The organism is Leeuwenhoekiella aequorea, from assembly GCF_004104375.1.
GTDB lineage: Bacteria > Bacteroidota > Bacteroidia > Flavobacteriales > Flavobacteriaceae > Leeuwenhoekiella > Leeuwenhoekiella aequorea.
In genome coordinates, this window is record NZ_QOVM01000001.1 from 548,167 (window position 1) to 565,908 (window position 17,742).

A 17,742-nucleotide genomic window follows, 5' to 3' on the forward strand; every position below is an offset into this window, starting at 1 on the left:
GATAACTATGAATTACTCAGAAGAATTTAAAAAATACGCGGTTAAAGATCAGGGAGTAAATAGCATGTATTATGATAAAATCATGAGCAGCATGTATCCTGTAAGTTTAACTCCAAATATTATTGAAGAGCGCCAGATGAATGCGGTAGCGATGGATGTATTTTCTCGCTTAATGATGGATCGTATTATATTTTTAGGCACTGGAATTAATGATCAAGTTGCAAATATTGTACAGGCTCAATTGTTGTTTTTAGAAAGTACAGATGCTTCAAAAGATATTCAAATTTATATTAATTCTCCGGGAGGAAGCGTTTATGCCGGTTTAGGTATTTATGATACGATGCAATTCATAAAACCTGATGTTGCTACTATATGTACTGGTATGGCTGCTTCTATGGGAGCTGTTTTACTTTGTGCAGGTGCAAAAGGCAAGCGTAGTGGTCTTACTCATTCACGTGTAATGATTCACCAGCCTATGGGTGGTGCTCAAGGTCAGGCAAGTGATATAGAAATAACTGCAAAAGAAATTATCACTTTAAAAGAAGAGTTGTATAATATTATAGCTAAGCATTCTGGTCAGACTTATGAGAAAGTTCACGAAGATAGTGACCGTGACTACTGGATGAAAGCAGATAAAGCACTTGAATACGGAATGATTGATGAAATTCTTACCAGAGAATAAATCGGTTAACCGAATAAAGTGAAATAATACTGGTTTTTTAAGTTTTATATTGAAAAACCAAATTGATGAATTATGGCGAAAGAAGAATTAGAATGTTCCTTTTGCGGCAGGAAAAAGCCGGAAACCAGCTTGCTAATAGCAGGCCTTGATGCGCATATTTGCGACAGATGTATTGAACAAGCTCATGGTATAGTTTTAGAAGAAGCTAAGGATACTGACAAGAAGGGCTTGAATAGTGATCTTACTTTAAAAAAACCTAAGGAAATTAAGGATTTCTTAGATGAGTATATTATCGGTCAAGACTTTACAAAAAAAGTAATGGCGGTAGCAGTTTATAATCATTACAAGCGTTTGTTACAACCAGAGTCTGATGACGATATCGAGATTCAAAAAAGTAATATCGTTATGGTAGGCCAGACGGGTACAGGTAAAACCTTAATGGCAAAAACCATTGCAAAAATGCTCAATGTACCTTTGGCCATTGTAGATGCGACGGTATTGACTGAAGCTGGTTATGTAGGTGAAGATGTAGAAAGTATTTTAACGCGTCTTTTACAAGCTGCAGATTATAATCTAGAAAAGGCAGAGCGTGGTATTGTATTTATCGATGAGATCGATAAGATCGCACGTAAAGGGGATAATCCATCTATTACAAGAGATGTAAGTGGAGAAGGTGTACAACAAGCTCTTCTAAAATTACTTGAGGGTACAGTGGTTAACGTTCCGCCTAAAGGAGGACGTAAGCACCCTGATCAGAAATTTATTGAAGTAAATACAGAGCATATATTGTTTATTGCCGGCGGTGCTTTTGATGGGATCGACCGTGTTATCAGTAAACGTTTAAATATGCAGGCGGTAGGTTTTAGTGCAAGTAAAAGTGATGATGTAATTGAGCGCGATAATTTGCTTAAATATATCATACCTAAAGACCTTAAAGACTTTGGTTTAATTCCTGAAATTATAGGGCGTTTACCGGTTTTAACACATATGGATCCACTTGATGCAGCTACCCTTAGAGCTATTTTAACCGAGCCTAAGAATGCCATTATCAAACAATATGAAAAGTTATTTCATATGGATGATATTGAGTTTGAAATTACATCTGGAGCACTCAACTATATTGTTGAGAAAGCTATCGAATATAAACTGGGAGCACGTGGTCTGCGATCACTTTGCGAAGCAATATTTACAGATGCGATGTTTGATTTACCAAGTTCTGATATTTCCTCTTTTAAAGTGGATAAAGAATATGCAGAGTTTAAACTTGAAAAATCGACGATTAAGAAATTAAAAGCAGTTTCTTAATTAAAGATGATGCGAACAAAAAAAGGCTGTTACTTCGGTAACAGCCTTTTTTTTATTTTAATAGTTAGTGTTGTTGTGTAAAACTATAAATATTTTGATTTTTACTCAACGCATTCTTATTAGAGCTAAAATATCCTGTAGTATCAGAAGTTGTAATATAGCCTACCTCATCGTATTTAGTATTTATACTTGGTCCAAGGTTTACAGATTTACTATAATCTCCTGAGCTAATATAAGAGCTATATAAATCAAAACCACCAAAACCCGTTGTTCGATTAGATGCAAAATAGATTTGAGTCCCGCTATTGTTGAGTGTGGGGTAATTTTCATCGTATATGCTATTTACATTATCACCTAGATTAATCGGTTTTCCTAAATTTCCATTTTTATAAATCTCTGACACATAAATATCATAACCTCCATACCCACCGGGCATATTGCTTGAGAAATATAAAAACTTTCCAGACTGGCTAATCCAAGGATGTTCTATAGAATATTTTTTGTTTACTAGTATTAGAGCTTTTTCATTTTGCCAATGATTTGCAAACTTATTTTTTTTATCTGCTGTATAAAGTTGGTAAACCTGCGGATTTTCTAAAGAGGTTTTTGTAAAATAAACTCGGGTTTCATCTTTTGAAAATGTGATTCCGCCGTGATTTTCTTTCCCCATAAATGCATCCTCAAACAAATGGCCTTGAGACCAGTTATTTTGATCTTGTGCAAAAGCAATAAGTTTATAGTCGCTTTGATCTACAATGGTGCTTTTCGGTTTTGCGATTGATCCAACTTTACGTTTAGAGACTACAATTAATTCATTCTGATATATGCAACTAGCGTATTCAAAAGCCGAAGTATTTATAGGCAGTTCTTGAGTTAGATAAGTAAAGTTTGCTTTAGTACTAGAGGGAGCCTTGAGGTTAGTTTCATCAATAACTGTAAATGCGAGGTCACGCTTTTTAGATTTGCTTTGCCCCAGCAGTAACAAAGAGTGTAATGTTACTGCTAGTGTCAAAGCTGCTAACTTTTTATAGTAAGCGTGTTTTGAGTTATGATTTGTTAGGGTCAAATTAGGAGAAGTTTAGAACCTGAAGTATTATTTTGGCTAAAGTGTTTTAAAATTCGTTGAACGGATAAATTAATCCATTTAGTTAGAATCAGCTTTTTTTGTTAAGTACAATGAGTTCTTCAACAAGTTCTCTTGTGTTGCTTAGACGCGGTATTTTATGCTGTCCTCCTAATTTATTTTTAGATTTTAACCAGTCATAAAAAAGATTTGTTCGAGCATAATGAATCGTGGGTGGATTAAGCGTCATATTATTCTTGCGCTTCGCCTCATAATCACTATTGATCTCTTGTAAAGCAATATCAAAGATGCGATTGAATTTTTGCTTGTCTTTAGGTTCTACTTTAAATTCTATAAACCACTCATGAGCTCCTTTTTCTTTATCTACCATAAATATAGGAGCCGCTGTGTAATCTACTATCTCAGATTGTGTTAATGCAGTTGCTTTCTTTAGAGCTACTTCAGCATTTTCAATTATAAGTTCTTCTCCAAACGTATTAATATGATGTTTAGTACGACCACTTACGCGTATTCTATAAGGGTTGATAGATGTAAATCTAACTGTGTCGCCCACTTTATAGCGCCACAAGCCAGAATTAGTCGTTATAATGATTGCATAATTTTTTCCCAGCTCTACTTCAGAAAGAGGGATAATTTTCTCGCCGTCCCTTCCGTGTTGATCCATAGGGATAAATTCATAAAATATACCGTAATCTAGCATCAGCAGGAGATCATTAGTATCATTTTTATCTTGAAGAGCGAAGAAACCTTCCGAAGCATTAAATATTTCGTAATATTTAAATTTCTGATTAGGGAAAAGCTTGTGGTATTGTTGTCTATATGGATCAAAACTTACACCTCCATGAAAATAGACTTCCAGATCTGGCCAGATTTCCATTAGCTCATTTTTTCCTGTTGTTTCTAGTATGTTGTTTAACAACACGAGCATCCAGGAGGGTACACCTGCAAGACTGGTTACTTTTTCTTGTATAGTTTCTTGAACAATGGCCTGCATTTTAACTTCCCAGTCACTCATAAGAGAAACCTCATTACCGGGAGTGCTGCTAAACTCTGCCCAAAAAGGCATATTGTCTATTAAAATAGCCGATAAATCGCCATATGATGTACCATTACTCTCATATAAACGTTTGCTTCCGCCCAGGCGCAAACTTTTACCCGTAAATAATTTTGAGTCTGGATTATTGTTTAGGTAAACACACAATAAATCTTTACTAGCTGCATAATGGCAATCTTCAAGCGCTTCTGGACTTACGGGGATGTATTTACTTTTTGCATTTGTAGTACCGCTACTTTGAGCAAATAATTTGACCGGAGAAGGCCAAAAAATATTATTCTCTCCCTTACGTGCACGCTCGATTAAGCCTTGTACATCTTCATAATTACGCACGGGTACTTGCTCTGCAAAATTTCTATAAGAACGTATTTCCTTAAAACCATATTGTTTACCTATTTCGGTATTTCTGGCTTTTTGAATTAGTTTATGTAAAAGTTCTTGCTGAACATCGTGAGGATATTTGAGAAACAATTCCATCTGGTGTATGCGCTTTTTTAAAAACCAGCTGGCGATAGAATTGACTAAAGGTATCGGCATTTGTTAGTATATTTGAACTCTCATTCTTTGTAATTAGTGGCAAGAGCGACTAAAATTAGGTTTTTTTTAACTCAAACAAATCAACTAAGATTATTTTTATGCAATATCAAGGAGTACTCACAAAAATGCAAACAGAACTCGATAATCCTATCCAGTATTATATGGTTTTCGAAAATGATTTCATTCACGTGAATCAGCTTCTAGATAAAACAATACGCATCGAATTTTTGAAATATCAATGTTTAGCTTGCGGAAAGAACAAAAAAATTTATCGTCAGGGGTATTGCTATGATGATTTTTACAAAGTGCCTCAGGCAGCAGACTGGTTAATGCGTCCTGAGCTGAGTAAGGCACATTTAGATATTGAGGATCGCGATCTAGATTATGAGAAGAAAGTACAGCTACAACCTCACGTCGTTTATTTGGCAAATAGTAGCAACATTAAGGTAGGTGTTACACGTAAATCTCAAGTTCCCACTCGTTGGATAGATCAGGGAGCTCACGAAGCTATTGAGATAGTAGAAGTTCCTAATAGATACCTAGCAGGAATTACCGAGGTAGCTCTAAAAGGCTATATCGCAGATAAAACTAACTGGCGTAAAATGCTTAAGAATGATATTGAAGATGAGAATCTTGTTGAGAAAAGAAATCAATTAAAGCAATATATACCTCTGGAAGCATTAGATTATTATATAGAAAATAATCTGGAGACAAATATTGAATTTCCGGTTTTACAATATCCTACAAAATTAAAAAGTCTCAATCTCGAGAAAACTTCGGAGTACCAGGGGAAACTTAAAGGTATAAAAGGGCAATACTTAATATTTGAAGATGGCACTGTTTTTAATGTGCGTAATTCTGAAGGATATGTAGTGAGTCTTACAGTTTCAGCATAATTATATATTATATTTTTATAAATAATCGAAAGCTGTTCTTCGATAAAATACGTGTTTTTAAAATTTTATAACTAATTGTTTAGTTTAACTAAACAATTAGTTTATATTTGAAATATATTATTAGCAACTAATCCCTAATTAGATTTATATGATGAAGCAATTAACTAAAGCAGAAGAAGAGGTAATGCAAATTCTCTGGGAACTTAAAGAAGCGAATGTCGCAGCTTTAATTGAGGAGATGCCAGAACCAAAACCAGCTTACAATACCGTATCAACAATAATTCGTATTCTAGAATCAAAAGAATTTGTTGGTTATAAAAAGCAGGGTAGAGGTCATATCTATTTTCCGCTGGTACAAAAAAATGATTACAGCAGTGCTTCTATGTCAAAAATGGTCAACGATTATTTTAATGGGAGTTTTAAAAGTATGGTTTCTTTTTTCGTTAAGAAGAAAGAAATGAGTGCTGGCGAACTAGAAGCTATTTTAAAGGAAATTAATAAAGATGATTAATTATGGTACGATATATTCTTGAGGTTATTGTATTTCAAGCGCTGTTTATAAGCGTGTATCAGCTCTGGCTGAGGAAAGAGACCTTTTTTAATGTGAATCGGGTCTATTTAATAAGTACAGCACTTCTTGCTTTTGCACTGCCGTTAATGCAGTTTGAGGCGTTTCAGAATGAGATCCCGCTACGCGAAAACATTATGTTTTTGCCTGAAGTAATTGTCAATGCAGGAGGAGTACAAAATGAAGCTGCGCCTGCTTCTCAAGAAACAGACTGGAGCATTTTTATTTTGCTCTATGCTGCGGGAGTTCTATTTAGTGGCGGAATATTATTTAGAAAATATCAGGAAATCAAGCGGTATTTCCGTTTTAAACGGAAATCTGATAGCACTATAATCACTATTCCTAATAGTGATGCGGCATTTACCTTTTTAGGAACCATTTTTCTAGGAGATAAAATTTCCACGGAAGCTAAAGCCCACATTCTGGCACACGAAGAAGTGCATTTAAAGCACAAACATGGGATAGACCTTTTTATTTTTGAAATCCTGCGCATCGTGTTCTGGTTCAATCCACTAGTTTATATCTATCAAAATAAAGTGGCCGAGTTGCACGAGTTCATCGCCGATGCCCACGCTACCCAAAAAACCGAAAGAAAATCCTATTACAATCAGTTGCTCAATACCGCTTTTGGTACGCAACATATATCATTCATCAATACTTTTTTCAATCATTCATTAATCAAAAAACGAATCGTTATGTTACAAAAAAAATCAAAAAACAATGCAAAATGGAAGTATATGTTAGTGCTTCCGCTTATCGCTGGTATCTTAACTTATGTAGGTTGTACCGATGACAACGCAGATTCCCAGAACAAGCAATCACTCACATTAGAAGAACAGGTGGCAGATTTGAAAGCTACGCTAGATACTAAAGAGAATATCACACAGGAAGAATTAAATTCTTTAAAAGAACTTGAGACACAATACAAACAAAAAGTTGATGTAACTGAGAATGTTGAAGGTATAACAGAAGCTATAGCACTTAACGAAATGCCTGTAGGTGAGGATATAGAAGTGGTAGAGAGTCAAAATCAAGAGGTAATCAACGACGTACCTTTTGCAGTTATTGACCAGGCCCCTGCTTTTCCCGGATGTGAAGGCTCAACTAACAAAGAGAAAAAAATGTGTATGTCAAAGTCCATTTCTCAATTTGTAAATAAAAATTTTAACACCAACCTGGGTAAAGAATTAGGTTTTACCGGTATTAATCGGATCTATGTGCGTTTTAAAATTGATAAAAATGGTCGAGTGATCGATGTAGGTTCTCGAGGGCCTCATCCTAAACTTGAGGAAGAAGCAATACGCGTAGTAAGCCAATTACCCCAAATGACTCCGGGCAAGCAACGTGGTGAGGCTGTAAATGTATTATACTCGCTTCCTATTGTATTTCAGGTTCATTAGACATTAATAAATTTCTATGTATAAATTCCAGTTATTTATTTTTTCACTAATTGCCAGCCTTGCCGAAGCTCAGGAAGCTTCGGCTTTGGCCGTTGCAGACAGTTTGTATGCAGTAGGAAATTATAGTGCTGCAATAGAACACTATGAATCGATTCAGCCTAAAAAAGAATCAATTTATTTAAAATTAGCACGTGCGCATCAGGCAAAAGGGACTTTGGATGATGCATTGTCTAATTATGCAAGAGCAGCTACAGGCACTGATGAAGTAATAGCAATGAATGAGTATGGTAAACTGCTCATTACCAAACGTAAATTTAAAGAAGCAGATAGCGTTTTTACCGAATTAATTTCAGTCTATAAAACCAATCCTGAATTTTATTACCAGCGCGGCCGTGCAATTGAGAATATGCCGAAAAATATCGTGTTAATTGCTTCAGATTCTTTAGAGGACAGAAAGGAAATTCTTTATCCATATCTCAGCGATTATGAGAAAGCGGTAGCTTTAGATAGCACACATCAAAAGGCACTTTCTGAATTAGCCACTTTTTTCTTAAAGAAGAAAGATTTTAAAATGGTAGAGAAACTAGCTTTTAAAGCCTTAGAAAGTTACCCGACTAATGTTGAAATTATAGGCACTCTTGCCCAAAGCTATTACTACAAAGGCTGGAATGAAGAAACCATCATCTGGTTTGAAAAATTGATTTCTCTAGGACAGAATTCGCAGTTTATTCGTGAGAAATTGGGTAACGCTTATTACAAAGATCGCATGTATGAATTGGCAATTGAGCAATATTTAGAAGCATTGAAGTTTTCGCCAGAAGATGCTCATCTTCACGCAACCTTAGCAAAGCTCTATAACTATACAAAAGATCTAAAGTCTGCAGAAATACACGGTCTTTTTGCAATTTTATATAAAGATCAACCTCTTGATGAAGAGTATTACACGTTGTCGCGTACCTACGAGATGAAAAAAGACTGGGCAAATGCAATGAAGTATGTAAAACGTTCTTTAGCTGAGAATCCAGATAATAAAAATGCAGAATATACCCAGGCTGTAGTTGCAGATAATTATTACGAAGACAAACGTGCAGTTTTAAAACTGTATGAAGATTTTATTACTAAACATAGTTCTTCTAAGTATGCAAAATTTGACCCCACTTTAAAACTTGCTAAAGAACGTGCTGTTATTTTAAATCGAGAGATTTTTATGGCAGAAGGGGAGCAAGAATAGATAAATTGATAGCAATTCTCAAGAATTAAGATTGCCTTATTCTTAATGAAGCTAATTTTTTAACCGAGATTTGCGGCACTACTAATTCTTATTTTATTACGCTTTGAAAAATATCTATTACCTAGTTTTATTCTGTTTCCTAGCGCTTTCCTGTAATTCAGAAAAAGGTCTCAATTGTTTTCAGACTGAGGGAGATCGTGTGGAACAGGAATTTGAAGTAGATGCTTTTGAAGCCATTATAATTGAAGAACGTTTACAGCTTATCGTAAAAGAAGGGCCGGTACAAAAGGTGGTGATTGCCACTGGAGAAAATTTACTTAATGATATTGAGGTAACTGTTACAGATGGTGTTTTAACGGTGTTAAATAATAACGGCTGTAATCTTGTTAGAGACTTTAATATTAGTAAGGTGTATGTGACGTCACCAAATATTAAGCAGATACGCAACGCATCAGGCTATGAGGTGCAAAGTGATGGTGTGCTTAGTTATCCCTCGTTGACCCTGCTGAGTAATGATGGTGAAGAAGAAGATTTTTATCATAAAGACGGGGATTTTAGATTACAACTCGATGTTAACGAATTGAATATTACCGCAGACGGTCTAAGTAATTTTTATATTTCTGGGGCAGCCGCTACTGCTACCATTAATTTCTTAGAAGGTGATATACGATTTGAAGGAGCAGATTTTGAAATTCAAATTCTCAATATATTTCACAGAGGAACAAATAAAGTTATTGTAAATCCTATACAAGCACTACGCGGAAAGGTTTTAAGTACCGGAGATTTAATTTCTGTAAACCGCCCACCCATTGTTGACATCGAAGAAACCTATACGGGGAAGCTTATTTTTCAAGATTAAATCAGTTTTTTTTGCTGCATAGAGCGTGTAAATTTCATGAGGCAAACTTTAAGTGTATCTTTGTAGCTTAAAATCTCAAATACCGAAAGTTTGGAATCTCAAAGCAACAATCCACTAGCGACACCTTCTCAAGAACAAAAACCACACAAAGCAGGTTTTGTAAATATTATAGGTAATCCTAATGTGGGTAAATCTACTTTAATGAATGCGCTGGTAGGTGAGCGCCTATCTATTATTACTTCAAAAGCTCAAACTACAAGGCATCGTATTCTAGGGATTGTAAACGGGGAAGATTTTCAGGCAATTTTGAGTGATACACCAGGTATAATCAAACCTGCATATGAACTGCAAGCATCAATGATGGATTTTGTAAAGTCTGCTTTTGAAGATGCTGATGTGTTAGTTTATATGGTAGAGTTAGGTGAGAAGGAATTAAAAGATGAAGCGTTTTTCAATAAAATTCGTAATTCAAAAATCCCGGTTTTATTACTTATTAATAAAATTGATAATGGTAACGAAGAAACATTAGAAGCAAGCCGTACACATTGGAAAGAACAAGTTCCTAATGCAGAGATTTTTGCTATTTCAGCTTTAGAAAATTTTGGAGTTGCTCAGGTTTTTAATAGAATCCTAGAGGCTTTACCGGTATCTCCACCGTTTTATCCTAAAGATGCATTAACAGATAAGCCAGAACGCTTTTTTGTAAACGAGATTATACGCGAGAAAATACTTATTCATTATAAAAAAGAAATTCCATATTCAGTAGAGATTGATACTGAAGAGTTTTTTGAAGAAGACAATATCATACGTATGCGCAGCATTATTATGGTTGAGCGCGATAGTCAAAAGGGAATTATTATAGGACATAAAGGTGCAGCTCTTAAACGTGTAGGTATTGAGGCACGTAAAGACCTAGAGGTTTTCTTCGGAAAGAAAGTGCATATGGAATTATATGTGAAGGTCAACAAAAACTGGAGGAGTAGTGAGCGAGAACTACGTCGCTTTGGATACAACGGAAAATAAAAGTTTTAAAGTGTATTTGATATAGCCACAGACTTATCAATGCTGTTTAGCAAATGCGGTTAGATAACTATAGTTACTTAGCTATACCAAATACATTTTATTTAATTACTTATATTACGTACCAGAATAGATCTTGCTTCTTCTAGCAAGTGGGTGCGTTGCTCGAGCGATAAAGTTAGCGGTAATTGTGCCAAGCCTAAAATACGTCTCAAGAGTTCGGCCGCCATATATTTATAGCATAATTGCTTATCTAAAGGGGCTTTTTCTTCATAAAGCTCAATTGCTTTATTTATAATTTTTTCAGATTGTGCTGCCATTTTCAAATGAGCAAGTGTAACACCAAGTTCAAATTCTGCATCACCAAAAAAGCAAAATTCGGGATCTATAATCTTTAAGCCTTTTGAAGTTTTTAACCAACTTCCCGGAAAATAATCGCCGTGTAAAAGGGTGTTTCCTTCTTTTAAATATCGAGATCCTAAAATTTGCAGTTCAGCTTTTAAGACATCGTCTGATTTATAAAGAGCTGCAACTTCGGCAAGTCCCGGTAAAATAGTATTCAAATCAAGACCATTATCTGCGAGATAAGGATAATTATAGATGTGCTCGTGGTTGAGTTTACGCATTTCAAGATTTGCAAGTGTGTTTGTTGTCGTCGTTGTATTTATAGAGGTATGTAACCGAGCTATAAAAGAAATAATCTCCTGCAGTTCATCTTCTTCCAGTATGGTATCTTTTTCATACAAATAACTGTAATCTGTGCTAGACCCCAGATCTTCAAGATTGAGAACGTGATTCTCAGAATCTACACCGTTGAGCACAGGCATTAATTTACTCAATGTATCTTCTATAGATACAAGTGTGTAAAATGCAGCTTCTTTAAGAGCACGCTCTTCGGGAGCTGCAACTTGCGGATATTTCTCCACATAATCCCGACTTTGCTTAATTATATAGCTGCGATCGTGGGTCTTTATTCGTAGCGTGAAATTCATGTTGCCGGCACCGGGAATTTCTACGTGTTCTATAGTCTCATTCAAAAGCAACCAACCCTGCGCTTTGAGATAGGATTCCAGAGCAGTTTTATTTGTAGTCAAGCGTATATTTTTCATCAGGCTATTCATTACTATTTAATCTTTGATTAGACTTTGCATTAATTTCTGATGATAATCGGCTACCACATTATAACAATAAATTACTTTATAGCCAGGGGTATGATCGCATATTAAGTACTGTTTGTAGTTATATTCAGAGGTGTCTAATAGCATGTCGTTAGGATGAATCTCAAGATGAGCTTGTAACTCTTCAGTAATTAAATCATCTGGGGCAATAAGATAATGACTGGCAAGTACATCAAAAGGGTTAAATCCATCTTCTCCGCTCGATACCCATTGCTCTAGCCAAGGTTGTGATTGTTCTGAAAGCCAGATATTACCAGGATTATTAGTTTTTAATTTTTCTAGGTCATTGGCTGTAATCCATACTTTATTTGAAATTTCAAAAGGGCATAAAACAACCTTGATGTTATTTTCAAAAAGTATTCTAAACGCATCATTATCCAAATCAAAATTTAAGTCTGGCGCATGATGCGAAGTGGGTTTTCCTACTTTAAAAAAGTCATTTCCGGCACGTCTCCCTGCAACAAGAACGACTTCCTTAATCTGCTTAATTAATTCTGGATATAAAAGAATTAGAATCCCAATGTTAGTCGCAGGGCCAATTGCCAAAATGTGTTGAGGTTCTTTACGTAGTACTTGAGCTAGCGCTTCTACAGCCTCGTTAGTTTTGACTTCAGCAAGATCTATTTTTTTTTCTGCACCCTTATAAACAGGGATTTTATAAGGAGCAAATTCCGTAGCCATTTTAAGTGAAAGACGATAGGCATCATCAATCTTTGTATTTCCAAAGACTGCACTAATACCCGTTACTTCGATAGTTTCCGCTTTAAATAATTGAAGAACGGCATAGCCATCATCTACGTCGCTATAACCTTCTTTATGGTATCGCTTCATACCCACAGACAGGTCTGTGTCTATCCAAACTTTTTTCTTACTCATTTATAGTATTTTTTAATTCTGAACCAGCTTCAATTTGTAAGCTTTTCCAGAAGTTTATCTCTTGATTAACCCCTGTTGTCGGGTCATTGAGAAAATCTTGTTTCGACTCGTAAACATGAAGATTTCCATTTTGCATAAAACCAATTTTATCTCCCATTAAAATCGCTTCTTTAAGATCGTGCGTTATAAATAAGGAGGTTATTTTATACTCTCGTGTGAGATTCTTAAAAAGCGATTGCATACGTTGACGCGTACCACTGTCCAGACTTCCAAATGGCTCATCTAGCAACAAAACACTGGGATTAATAATAATCGCCCTTCCAAATGATACCCGCTGTCGTTGCCCACCAGAAAGTTGGTGAGGCATCTTATCTAATTGATTATGTAGCTCCAGACTATGAGCCATTTGATCTACTTGATCTTTAATAGCTTTTGAATTGATTTTTTTTAAGCGAAGCCCAAATGCGATGTTTTCAAAAATAGTAAGGTGTGGGAACAAGAGATCTTCTTGATAGAGATAGACCATATTTCGCTGTTCTGGCTTTAGTAGAGTTACTTCATTCCCGTCTAGAAATACATTTCCCGAGTCTGGATTTACAAGACCACTTATCATTTTAAGCATCGTTGTTTTCCCACATCCAGACTTCCCTAAAATACTCAATGTTTTTTGCTTTTCAAGCTCAAAAGAAAGCGCTTCGACAACGTGCTCTTTATTAAACTTTTTATTGAGATTATTTACTTCTAAAAACATTAAGCTATTTTTTTAAATACATATTTTTTGTTGATGTACAACAATACCACCGGCGGAAAGATTAAGAGACAGCAACTAAGAGCGCCATAAAAATAGTTGGCTTCCTTTATAAACATAAATACTTTAATGGTGATCGTTTGCACTTTGCCAACCCCTATAATTGAAGTTAATCCATACTCAAACCACGAGATTAAATAGGTTTGAAAAAAGCAGACTAACAACAAACCTTTGGCCAGCGGAAATAATACCTTAAAATAACGATCGAGGGTATTACCTCCTAAAGTTGATACAAGATTTTCATAGTTTTTAATACGTTCATTCCAAAAGCTACTAAAAAAGATTAGTGCGTATGGAAAACTGATTAAAAATTGCGCTGTGATTACTCCTGTGACATTTCCAAACAAGCCCAATTTTAGAAAAAAATAGCTCAGGCAAGCCGCAAAAACTACAGGAGCTAAAATATAAGGTAAATAGGCAAGCAAATTAAGAATACGTTTGTGAGGATGATAATACACAGTTTTGCTAATAAAAAATCCACTTAGCGTTGAGACTATAGCCACCGCAAGTGAAATACCGGTTGACATTAAAAAACTTTGCAATAAACCGGTTTCTGAGCTGAGAATTGTTCTCCAATTACGCAATCCAAAATACTTAGGCAAAACATCAGGGTAATACCACGCACCTGATAAACTTAAAAACAATAAATAGGTAAAAGGGAATAGCACAAGGAGTACGAGAAAAGGTAATACGTAAGCGCGCCAATTTTTATACATACTGCTCTCTTTTACGGGGTAGAAATAAAAATACTGCTGCAATAGCAACAATTATAGTGTACATAACAGCGACCACATATCCTTCTGGTATTTTATCCAAATCATACTGCTTTAATTCTTGAATTACTAATACAGAAATCATCTGAGGAGATTCTTGACCTAAGATTAATGGAACCTCATACGATCCTAATAAGAAAATGAAATATAAGGCTATAAGGACTCTTGTTTTCTTTAATAGTATAGGAAGTACTACTTTATTACGAACTTGCCGTGATGTTGCTCCTAATGAATATGCAAGTATTCTTAAATCCTCTATGCGTTCATTTTTGTAAACATTTAGAAACAGAAGCATAAAAAACGGTATAATCATCGTTAAGAAAGCCAAAATAATTCCTAAAGCTAAGTTGTCATTTACTAAATCTGGAAATTCATTAGATTCATTAATTAATCTTGATGCATAACTTATACGCGATAAGAATCCGCCTTTTGCCAGTAATTGAATTATAAAAAATGCTGTAGCAAGTCCTGGGATTGCAAGTGGCATATATACCATCATAAGTATAAACTTATTTTCTAAGGCACTCTTAAATTTTAAGGTAAGCCATAATGCTATAACCACAGATAAGAAAACGGCAATTCCTGCTATAGCAGCGCTATATCCGAGTGACTTAAAAAAGCTTCCTGTTTTAATCACAGAAACCCAGAACTCTGTTGTAAACCCAGAACTAATGACACCTACAAGTCCAAAGCTATACAGTAGTGCGTAGATAAATGCTGCAGCAAAAGGCAAAACTCCTAAAACTATAAATAGCAAAATGCCCGTAGCGCTCGTTTTATTTTTCAATAACGGCCGTTCTAAAATCTTCATAAAGTTTAATCATATATTCTGGAGCAGGTTCTTGGATTACGTGTTCTTTAAGATCATCCATTGAAGGACCATATTTACGTGTTTTGGTTTTTGCGTATAATTTTTGATACGCTTCTGGAAGACGATCTATATCCAGAACCATATTTGCATTCATACTTTCTGGACTCGCTTTTTTGAGTTGCGCTTCAGGAGAGATTAAAAAATTTATAACCTGCATTGCCGCTGCCTTTTGAGGTGCATTTTGTAAAATACCTAAATAGTTCGAATTTTTTATGGTGCCATTATCCCAGGCATATCCTTTTACAGTATTTGGAAATAAACCACTACGTACATTTTCTTCGATACCGCCCTCACCATAACCATAAGCAATTTTTAATTCGCCACTTGCAAAAAGCTGTTTCATCTTAGTCTGCTCTTTGGGAAAGGTTTCTCCACTTTTCCAAAAGTATTTTTTATTTCGGTTTATAAAATCCCACAATTTAGCAGATAATCTATCATATTTTTCCTGATCAAACTTACCATCCAGACTTTTCGGACTTCCACCTAATTCAGCCATAAACGATTTTAAAAGTGTCATACCGGTAAAATCATTTGAGATTGTAAAAGTACCGGGATTCTCTTTAACAAAACGCTCGAGTTCTTCTAGATTTTTTGGGGGATTAGCAACATGCAGCGTATCTGTAAACAAGGCAAACTGACTTATACTCCACGGGGATTCCATATAATTTACCGGCTGCTGAAAATCAACACTTATAAAAGGGTCTTCAAAATTTATATATTTTGAATTTGGTAGCTTATCAACAAATGGTCCCCATAGGCCGTCTAATTTTCTTAACTGGAAGAAAGTTTCGCCATTTATCCAAACCATATCTACCTGCCCTTGCGCTATACCTGCCTGTTTTTCTCCTATTACCAGTTGTACAATTTCTGGACCTTGACCGCCGCTTATTTGCAAATTAATACCATAACGCTCTTTAACTGTAGGAACGACATAGTTATTTATATATTCATTAATCACAGGACTTCCCTGCCACATCATAAAATTTACTGTTTTGCCAGAGGTAGAATCTACTAGTGTTTCCCAGTCTGTATTTTCTAAATCCAGAGTAGTTCTCTTAGTGTCAGACCCACAACTTGCACTTAATAAAGCCAGGAATAATAGCGTAAGATATTGAATAAGTTTAGTCATTTAAATCGTTTAAATATTAGTTCTTTTCCCACCAGTTTTTACTGTTGATGTTGTCTCCACCTATACGTGCTGCTGCTGCTTCATAATTATCTTTATTTGCAGCTTGTTCAGATTCTGGATAGAGATATCTAACGGGATATTTGTCTTCATTAAAATTATCTGGTCCGGGTGTTAATGCAGGAATTCCTGTTCGACGAATATTAAACCAGGCTTCGTGTCCCACCATAAAAAGGCTTAACCATTTTTGAGTTAATATTTTAGTCAGGTTTTGATTCATTGACCCGTTTAAAGCTATTGCGCTACGCGAAAAATAATCTGATGGTAACGCAATATCATAGTATTCAAAATGAGCACGTATACCGTTTTGATAGTAAACTTCTGCATTGCCAGTAATGTAACCACGCTCGACAGCCTCAGCCAAGGCAAATTGAATTTCAGAATACAGCATTAATTGAGCGTCTACACCATCAGGTACCCCTCTAAAACGATCTGCCATTAAGGACAAATCATTAAGTACAAAACCTTGTTCACTTATTGACTGGGTACTTAGACCATTAGGTAATCCCTTATATGTAGGATTGCCTGCCGTTACGCTTTCTGGTGTAGGATTAAAAAATACTGCGATTCTAGGATCATCCCAACTTTTAAGAACGTCTTCTACAGTTTTACTCATTTTTAATCCTTGAAATATTCCTGTAGAAGCACTAAATAATGGAAACTGATTTGGTGAAGTGGCTAAATAGGGCAGGACCGCATTATCTGCATTGGACTCCATAAGCATATTGCTATTGGCAAGTTTTTGAAGTTTAGAGAAGCTGGTATTGCGCTTGCTGGTACGCAGCAGGTAGCGCACCTGAAGTGAATTTCCGAAGCGCGCCCATTTTGTAAGATCATTACCAAACATTATATCGCCTTTAATTGTCTCGCTGGTGTTTTGAAGTTTTTCAACTGCTGCTTCAAGGCGCGCTAAAATACCTGTTTGTTGATTTGTATAAATACTTTCTTGGGTGTCATAAACAGGTGTGAAATTTAACGAGGCAAATTGTAATGCTTCTGTGTATGGAACGTCGCCCCACATATCGGTGAGTTGAGAGAAAAGAAAACTGCGTAATATTTCTGCTACTCCGTCATAGGCATCGTTATAACCCGGTAAACTTTTCATAGATTCCAGATCGGTAAGCAGGCCAAAAATTAAATTCCAATATCCGCTATTACCGCCCAGTTCATAACGGTCTATACGTTCAAATTCAATATCAGAATTAAATTGAACTAGGTAATTGTTAAGTCGTAGTCCCTGATTGTATGTATTTTCATTAAGTTCTGTTGCTATAACATTTGTAAGTAAAAATTCTGGACTTACTTCTTGAGGAGCGTTTGGATTATCATTAATAGCATCAAAGTCATTTGTACAACCTATAAAGTTGAAGCAGATAATAGTGACTATAAGTAGTTGTATATTTTTCATTTTAAT

17 protein-coding genes are annotated in these 17,742 nt (G+C 35.5%); 8 read left to right on the plus strand and 9 right to left on the minus strand.

The genetic code is table 11. The features are described 5' to 3' along the window. Window positions 1-7: 7 nt before the first annotated feature. Both clpP and clpX read left to right on the plus strand, forming a co-directional pair. Window positions 8-682 (plus strand): ATP-dependent Clp endopeptidase proteolytic subunit ClpP, encoded by a 675-nt coding sequence (gene clpP, locus DSM00_RS02420; RefSeq protein WP_128756423.1) that lies wholly within the window; start codon window positions 8-10, stop codon window positions 680-682. Window positions 683-754: 72 nt separating this feature from the next. Then, entirely contained in the window at window positions 755-1,987 is a 1,233-nt protein-coding gene (gene clpX / locus DSM00_RS02425) for an ATP-dependent Clp protease ATP-binding subunit ClpX (RefSeq protein ID WP_128756424.1), read from the plus strand. Between the two features lie 64 nt (window positions 1,988-2,051). Here clpX and DSM00_RS02430 read toward each other — a convergent pair whose 3' ends face one another. Continuing rightward, complete coding sequence (locus DSM00_RS02430; protein WP_128756425.1) at window positions 2,052-3,053, minus strand: TolB family protein; 1,002 nt, start codon at window positions 3,051-3,053, stop codon at window positions 2,052-2,054. An 88-nt stretch (window positions 3,054-3,141) separates the two neighbouring features. Then, complete coding sequence (locus DSM00_RS02435) at window positions 3,142-4,662, minus strand: GH3 auxin-responsive promoter family protein (RefSeq protein ID WP_128756426.1); 1,521 nt, start codon at window positions 4,660-4,662, stop codon at window positions 3,142-3,144. A 98-nt stretch (window positions 4,663-4,760) separates the two neighbouring features. Here DSM00_RS02435 and DSM00_RS02440 point away from each other — a divergent pair, with 98 nt between their 5' ends. The 6 genes from DSM00_RS02440 (at window position 4,761) to era (ending at window position 10,639) form a co-directional block, all read left to right on the plus strand. Next, window positions 4,761-5,558 carry a DUF2797 domain-containing protein gene (locus DSM00_RS02440; protein ID WP_128756427.1) on the plus strand — a complete coding sequence of 266 codons (798 nt, stop codon included), beginning with the start codon at window positions 4,761-4,763 and terminating at the stop codon, window positions 5,556-5,558. Between the two features lie 151 nt (window positions 5,559-5,709). Continuing rightward, window positions 5,710-6,069: a BlaI/MecI/CopY family transcriptional regulator gene (locus DSM00_RS02445; protein WP_128756726.1), complete on the plus strand. Its 360-nt coding sequence runs from the start codon at window positions 5,710-5,712 to the stop codon at window positions 6,067-6,069. A gap of 2 nt (window positions 6,070-6,071) precedes the next feature. Beyond that, window positions 6,072-7,526: a M56 family metallopeptidase gene (locus DSM00_RS02450; protein ID WP_128756428.1), complete on the plus strand. Its 1,455-nt coding sequence runs from the start codon at window positions 6,072-6,074 to the stop codon at window positions 7,524-7,526. Between the two features lie 16 nt (window positions 7,527-7,542). Then, window positions 7,543-8,757: a tetratricopeptide repeat protein gene (locus DSM00_RS02455; RefSeq protein WP_128756429.1), complete on the plus strand. Its 1,215-nt coding sequence runs from the start codon at window positions 7,543-7,545 to the stop codon at window positions 8,755-8,757. Window positions 8,758-8,860: 103 nt separating this feature from the next. Further along, complete coding sequence (locus tag DSM00_RS02460) at window positions 8,861-9,616, plus strand: head GIN domain-containing protein (RefSeq protein ID WP_128756430.1); 756 nt, start codon at window positions 8,861-8,863, stop codon at window positions 9,614-9,616. A gap of 90 nt (window positions 9,617-9,706) precedes the next feature. Continuing rightward, the gene (era, locus tag DSM00_RS02465; protein WP_128756431.1) at window positions 9,707-10,639 is read left to right on the plus strand and encodes a GTPase Era; all 933 of its coding nucleotides are present in this window, start codon (window positions 9,707-9,709) and stop codon (window positions 10,637-10,639) included. Between the two features lie 101 nt (window positions 10,640-10,740). Here era and DSM00_RS02470 read toward each other — a convergent pair whose 3' ends face one another. From DSM00_RS02470 to DSM00_RS02500, 7 genes are read right to left on the minus strand one after another with little or no spacing between them, the layout of a single operon-like run. Further along, a complete protein-coding gene (locus tag DSM00_RS02470) occupies window positions 10,741-11,745 on the minus strand; it encodes a phosphotransferase (RefSeq protein WP_128756432.1) in 1,005 nt (334 codons plus the stop codon). Between the two features lie 18 nt (window positions 11,746-11,763). Further along, window positions 11,764-12,690 (minus strand): nucleoside hydrolase, encoded by a 927-nt coding sequence (locus tag DSM00_RS02475; RefSeq protein WP_128756433.1) that lies wholly within the window; start codon window positions 12,688-12,690, stop codon window positions 11,764-11,766. After that, complete coding sequence (locus DSM00_RS02480; RefSeq protein WP_128756434.1) at window positions 12,683-13,441, minus strand: ABC transporter ATP-binding protein; 759 nt, start codon at window positions 13,439-13,441, stop codon at window positions 12,683-12,685. Before DSM00_RS02480 ends, DSM00_RS02475 begins: the two co-directional genes overlap by 8 nt. After that, window positions 13,441-14,214 carry an ABC transporter permease gene (locus tag DSM00_RS02485; protein WP_128756435.1) on the minus strand — a complete coding sequence of 258 codons (774 nt, stop codon included), beginning with the start codon at window positions 14,212-14,214 and terminating at the stop codon, window positions 13,441-13,443. Before DSM00_RS02485 ends, DSM00_RS02480 begins: the two co-directional genes overlap by 1 nt. Next, a complete protein-coding gene (locus tag DSM00_RS02490) occupies window positions 14,207-15,058 on the minus strand; it encodes an ABC transporter permease subunit (protein ID WP_128756727.1) in 852 nt (283 codons plus the stop codon). Before DSM00_RS02490 ends, DSM00_RS02485 begins: the two co-directional genes overlap by 8 nt. After that, window positions 15,048-16,271, minus strand: coding sequence for an ABC transporter substrate-binding protein (locus DSM00_RS02495; protein ID WP_128756436.1), 1,224 nt, complete (start codon window positions 16,269-16,271; stop codon window positions 15,048-15,050). The genes DSM00_RS02490 and DSM00_RS02495 overlap by 11 nt, the downstream gene beginning before the upstream one ends. A gap of 16 nt (window positions 16,272-16,287) precedes the next feature. Further along, window positions 16,288-17,736: a SusD/RagB family nutrient-binding outer membrane lipoprotein gene (locus DSM00_RS02500; RefSeq protein ID WP_128756437.1), complete on the minus strand. Its 1,449-nt coding sequence runs from the start codon at window positions 17,734-17,736 to the stop codon at window positions 16,288-16,290. Window positions 17,737-17,742: the final 6 nt, after the last annotated feature.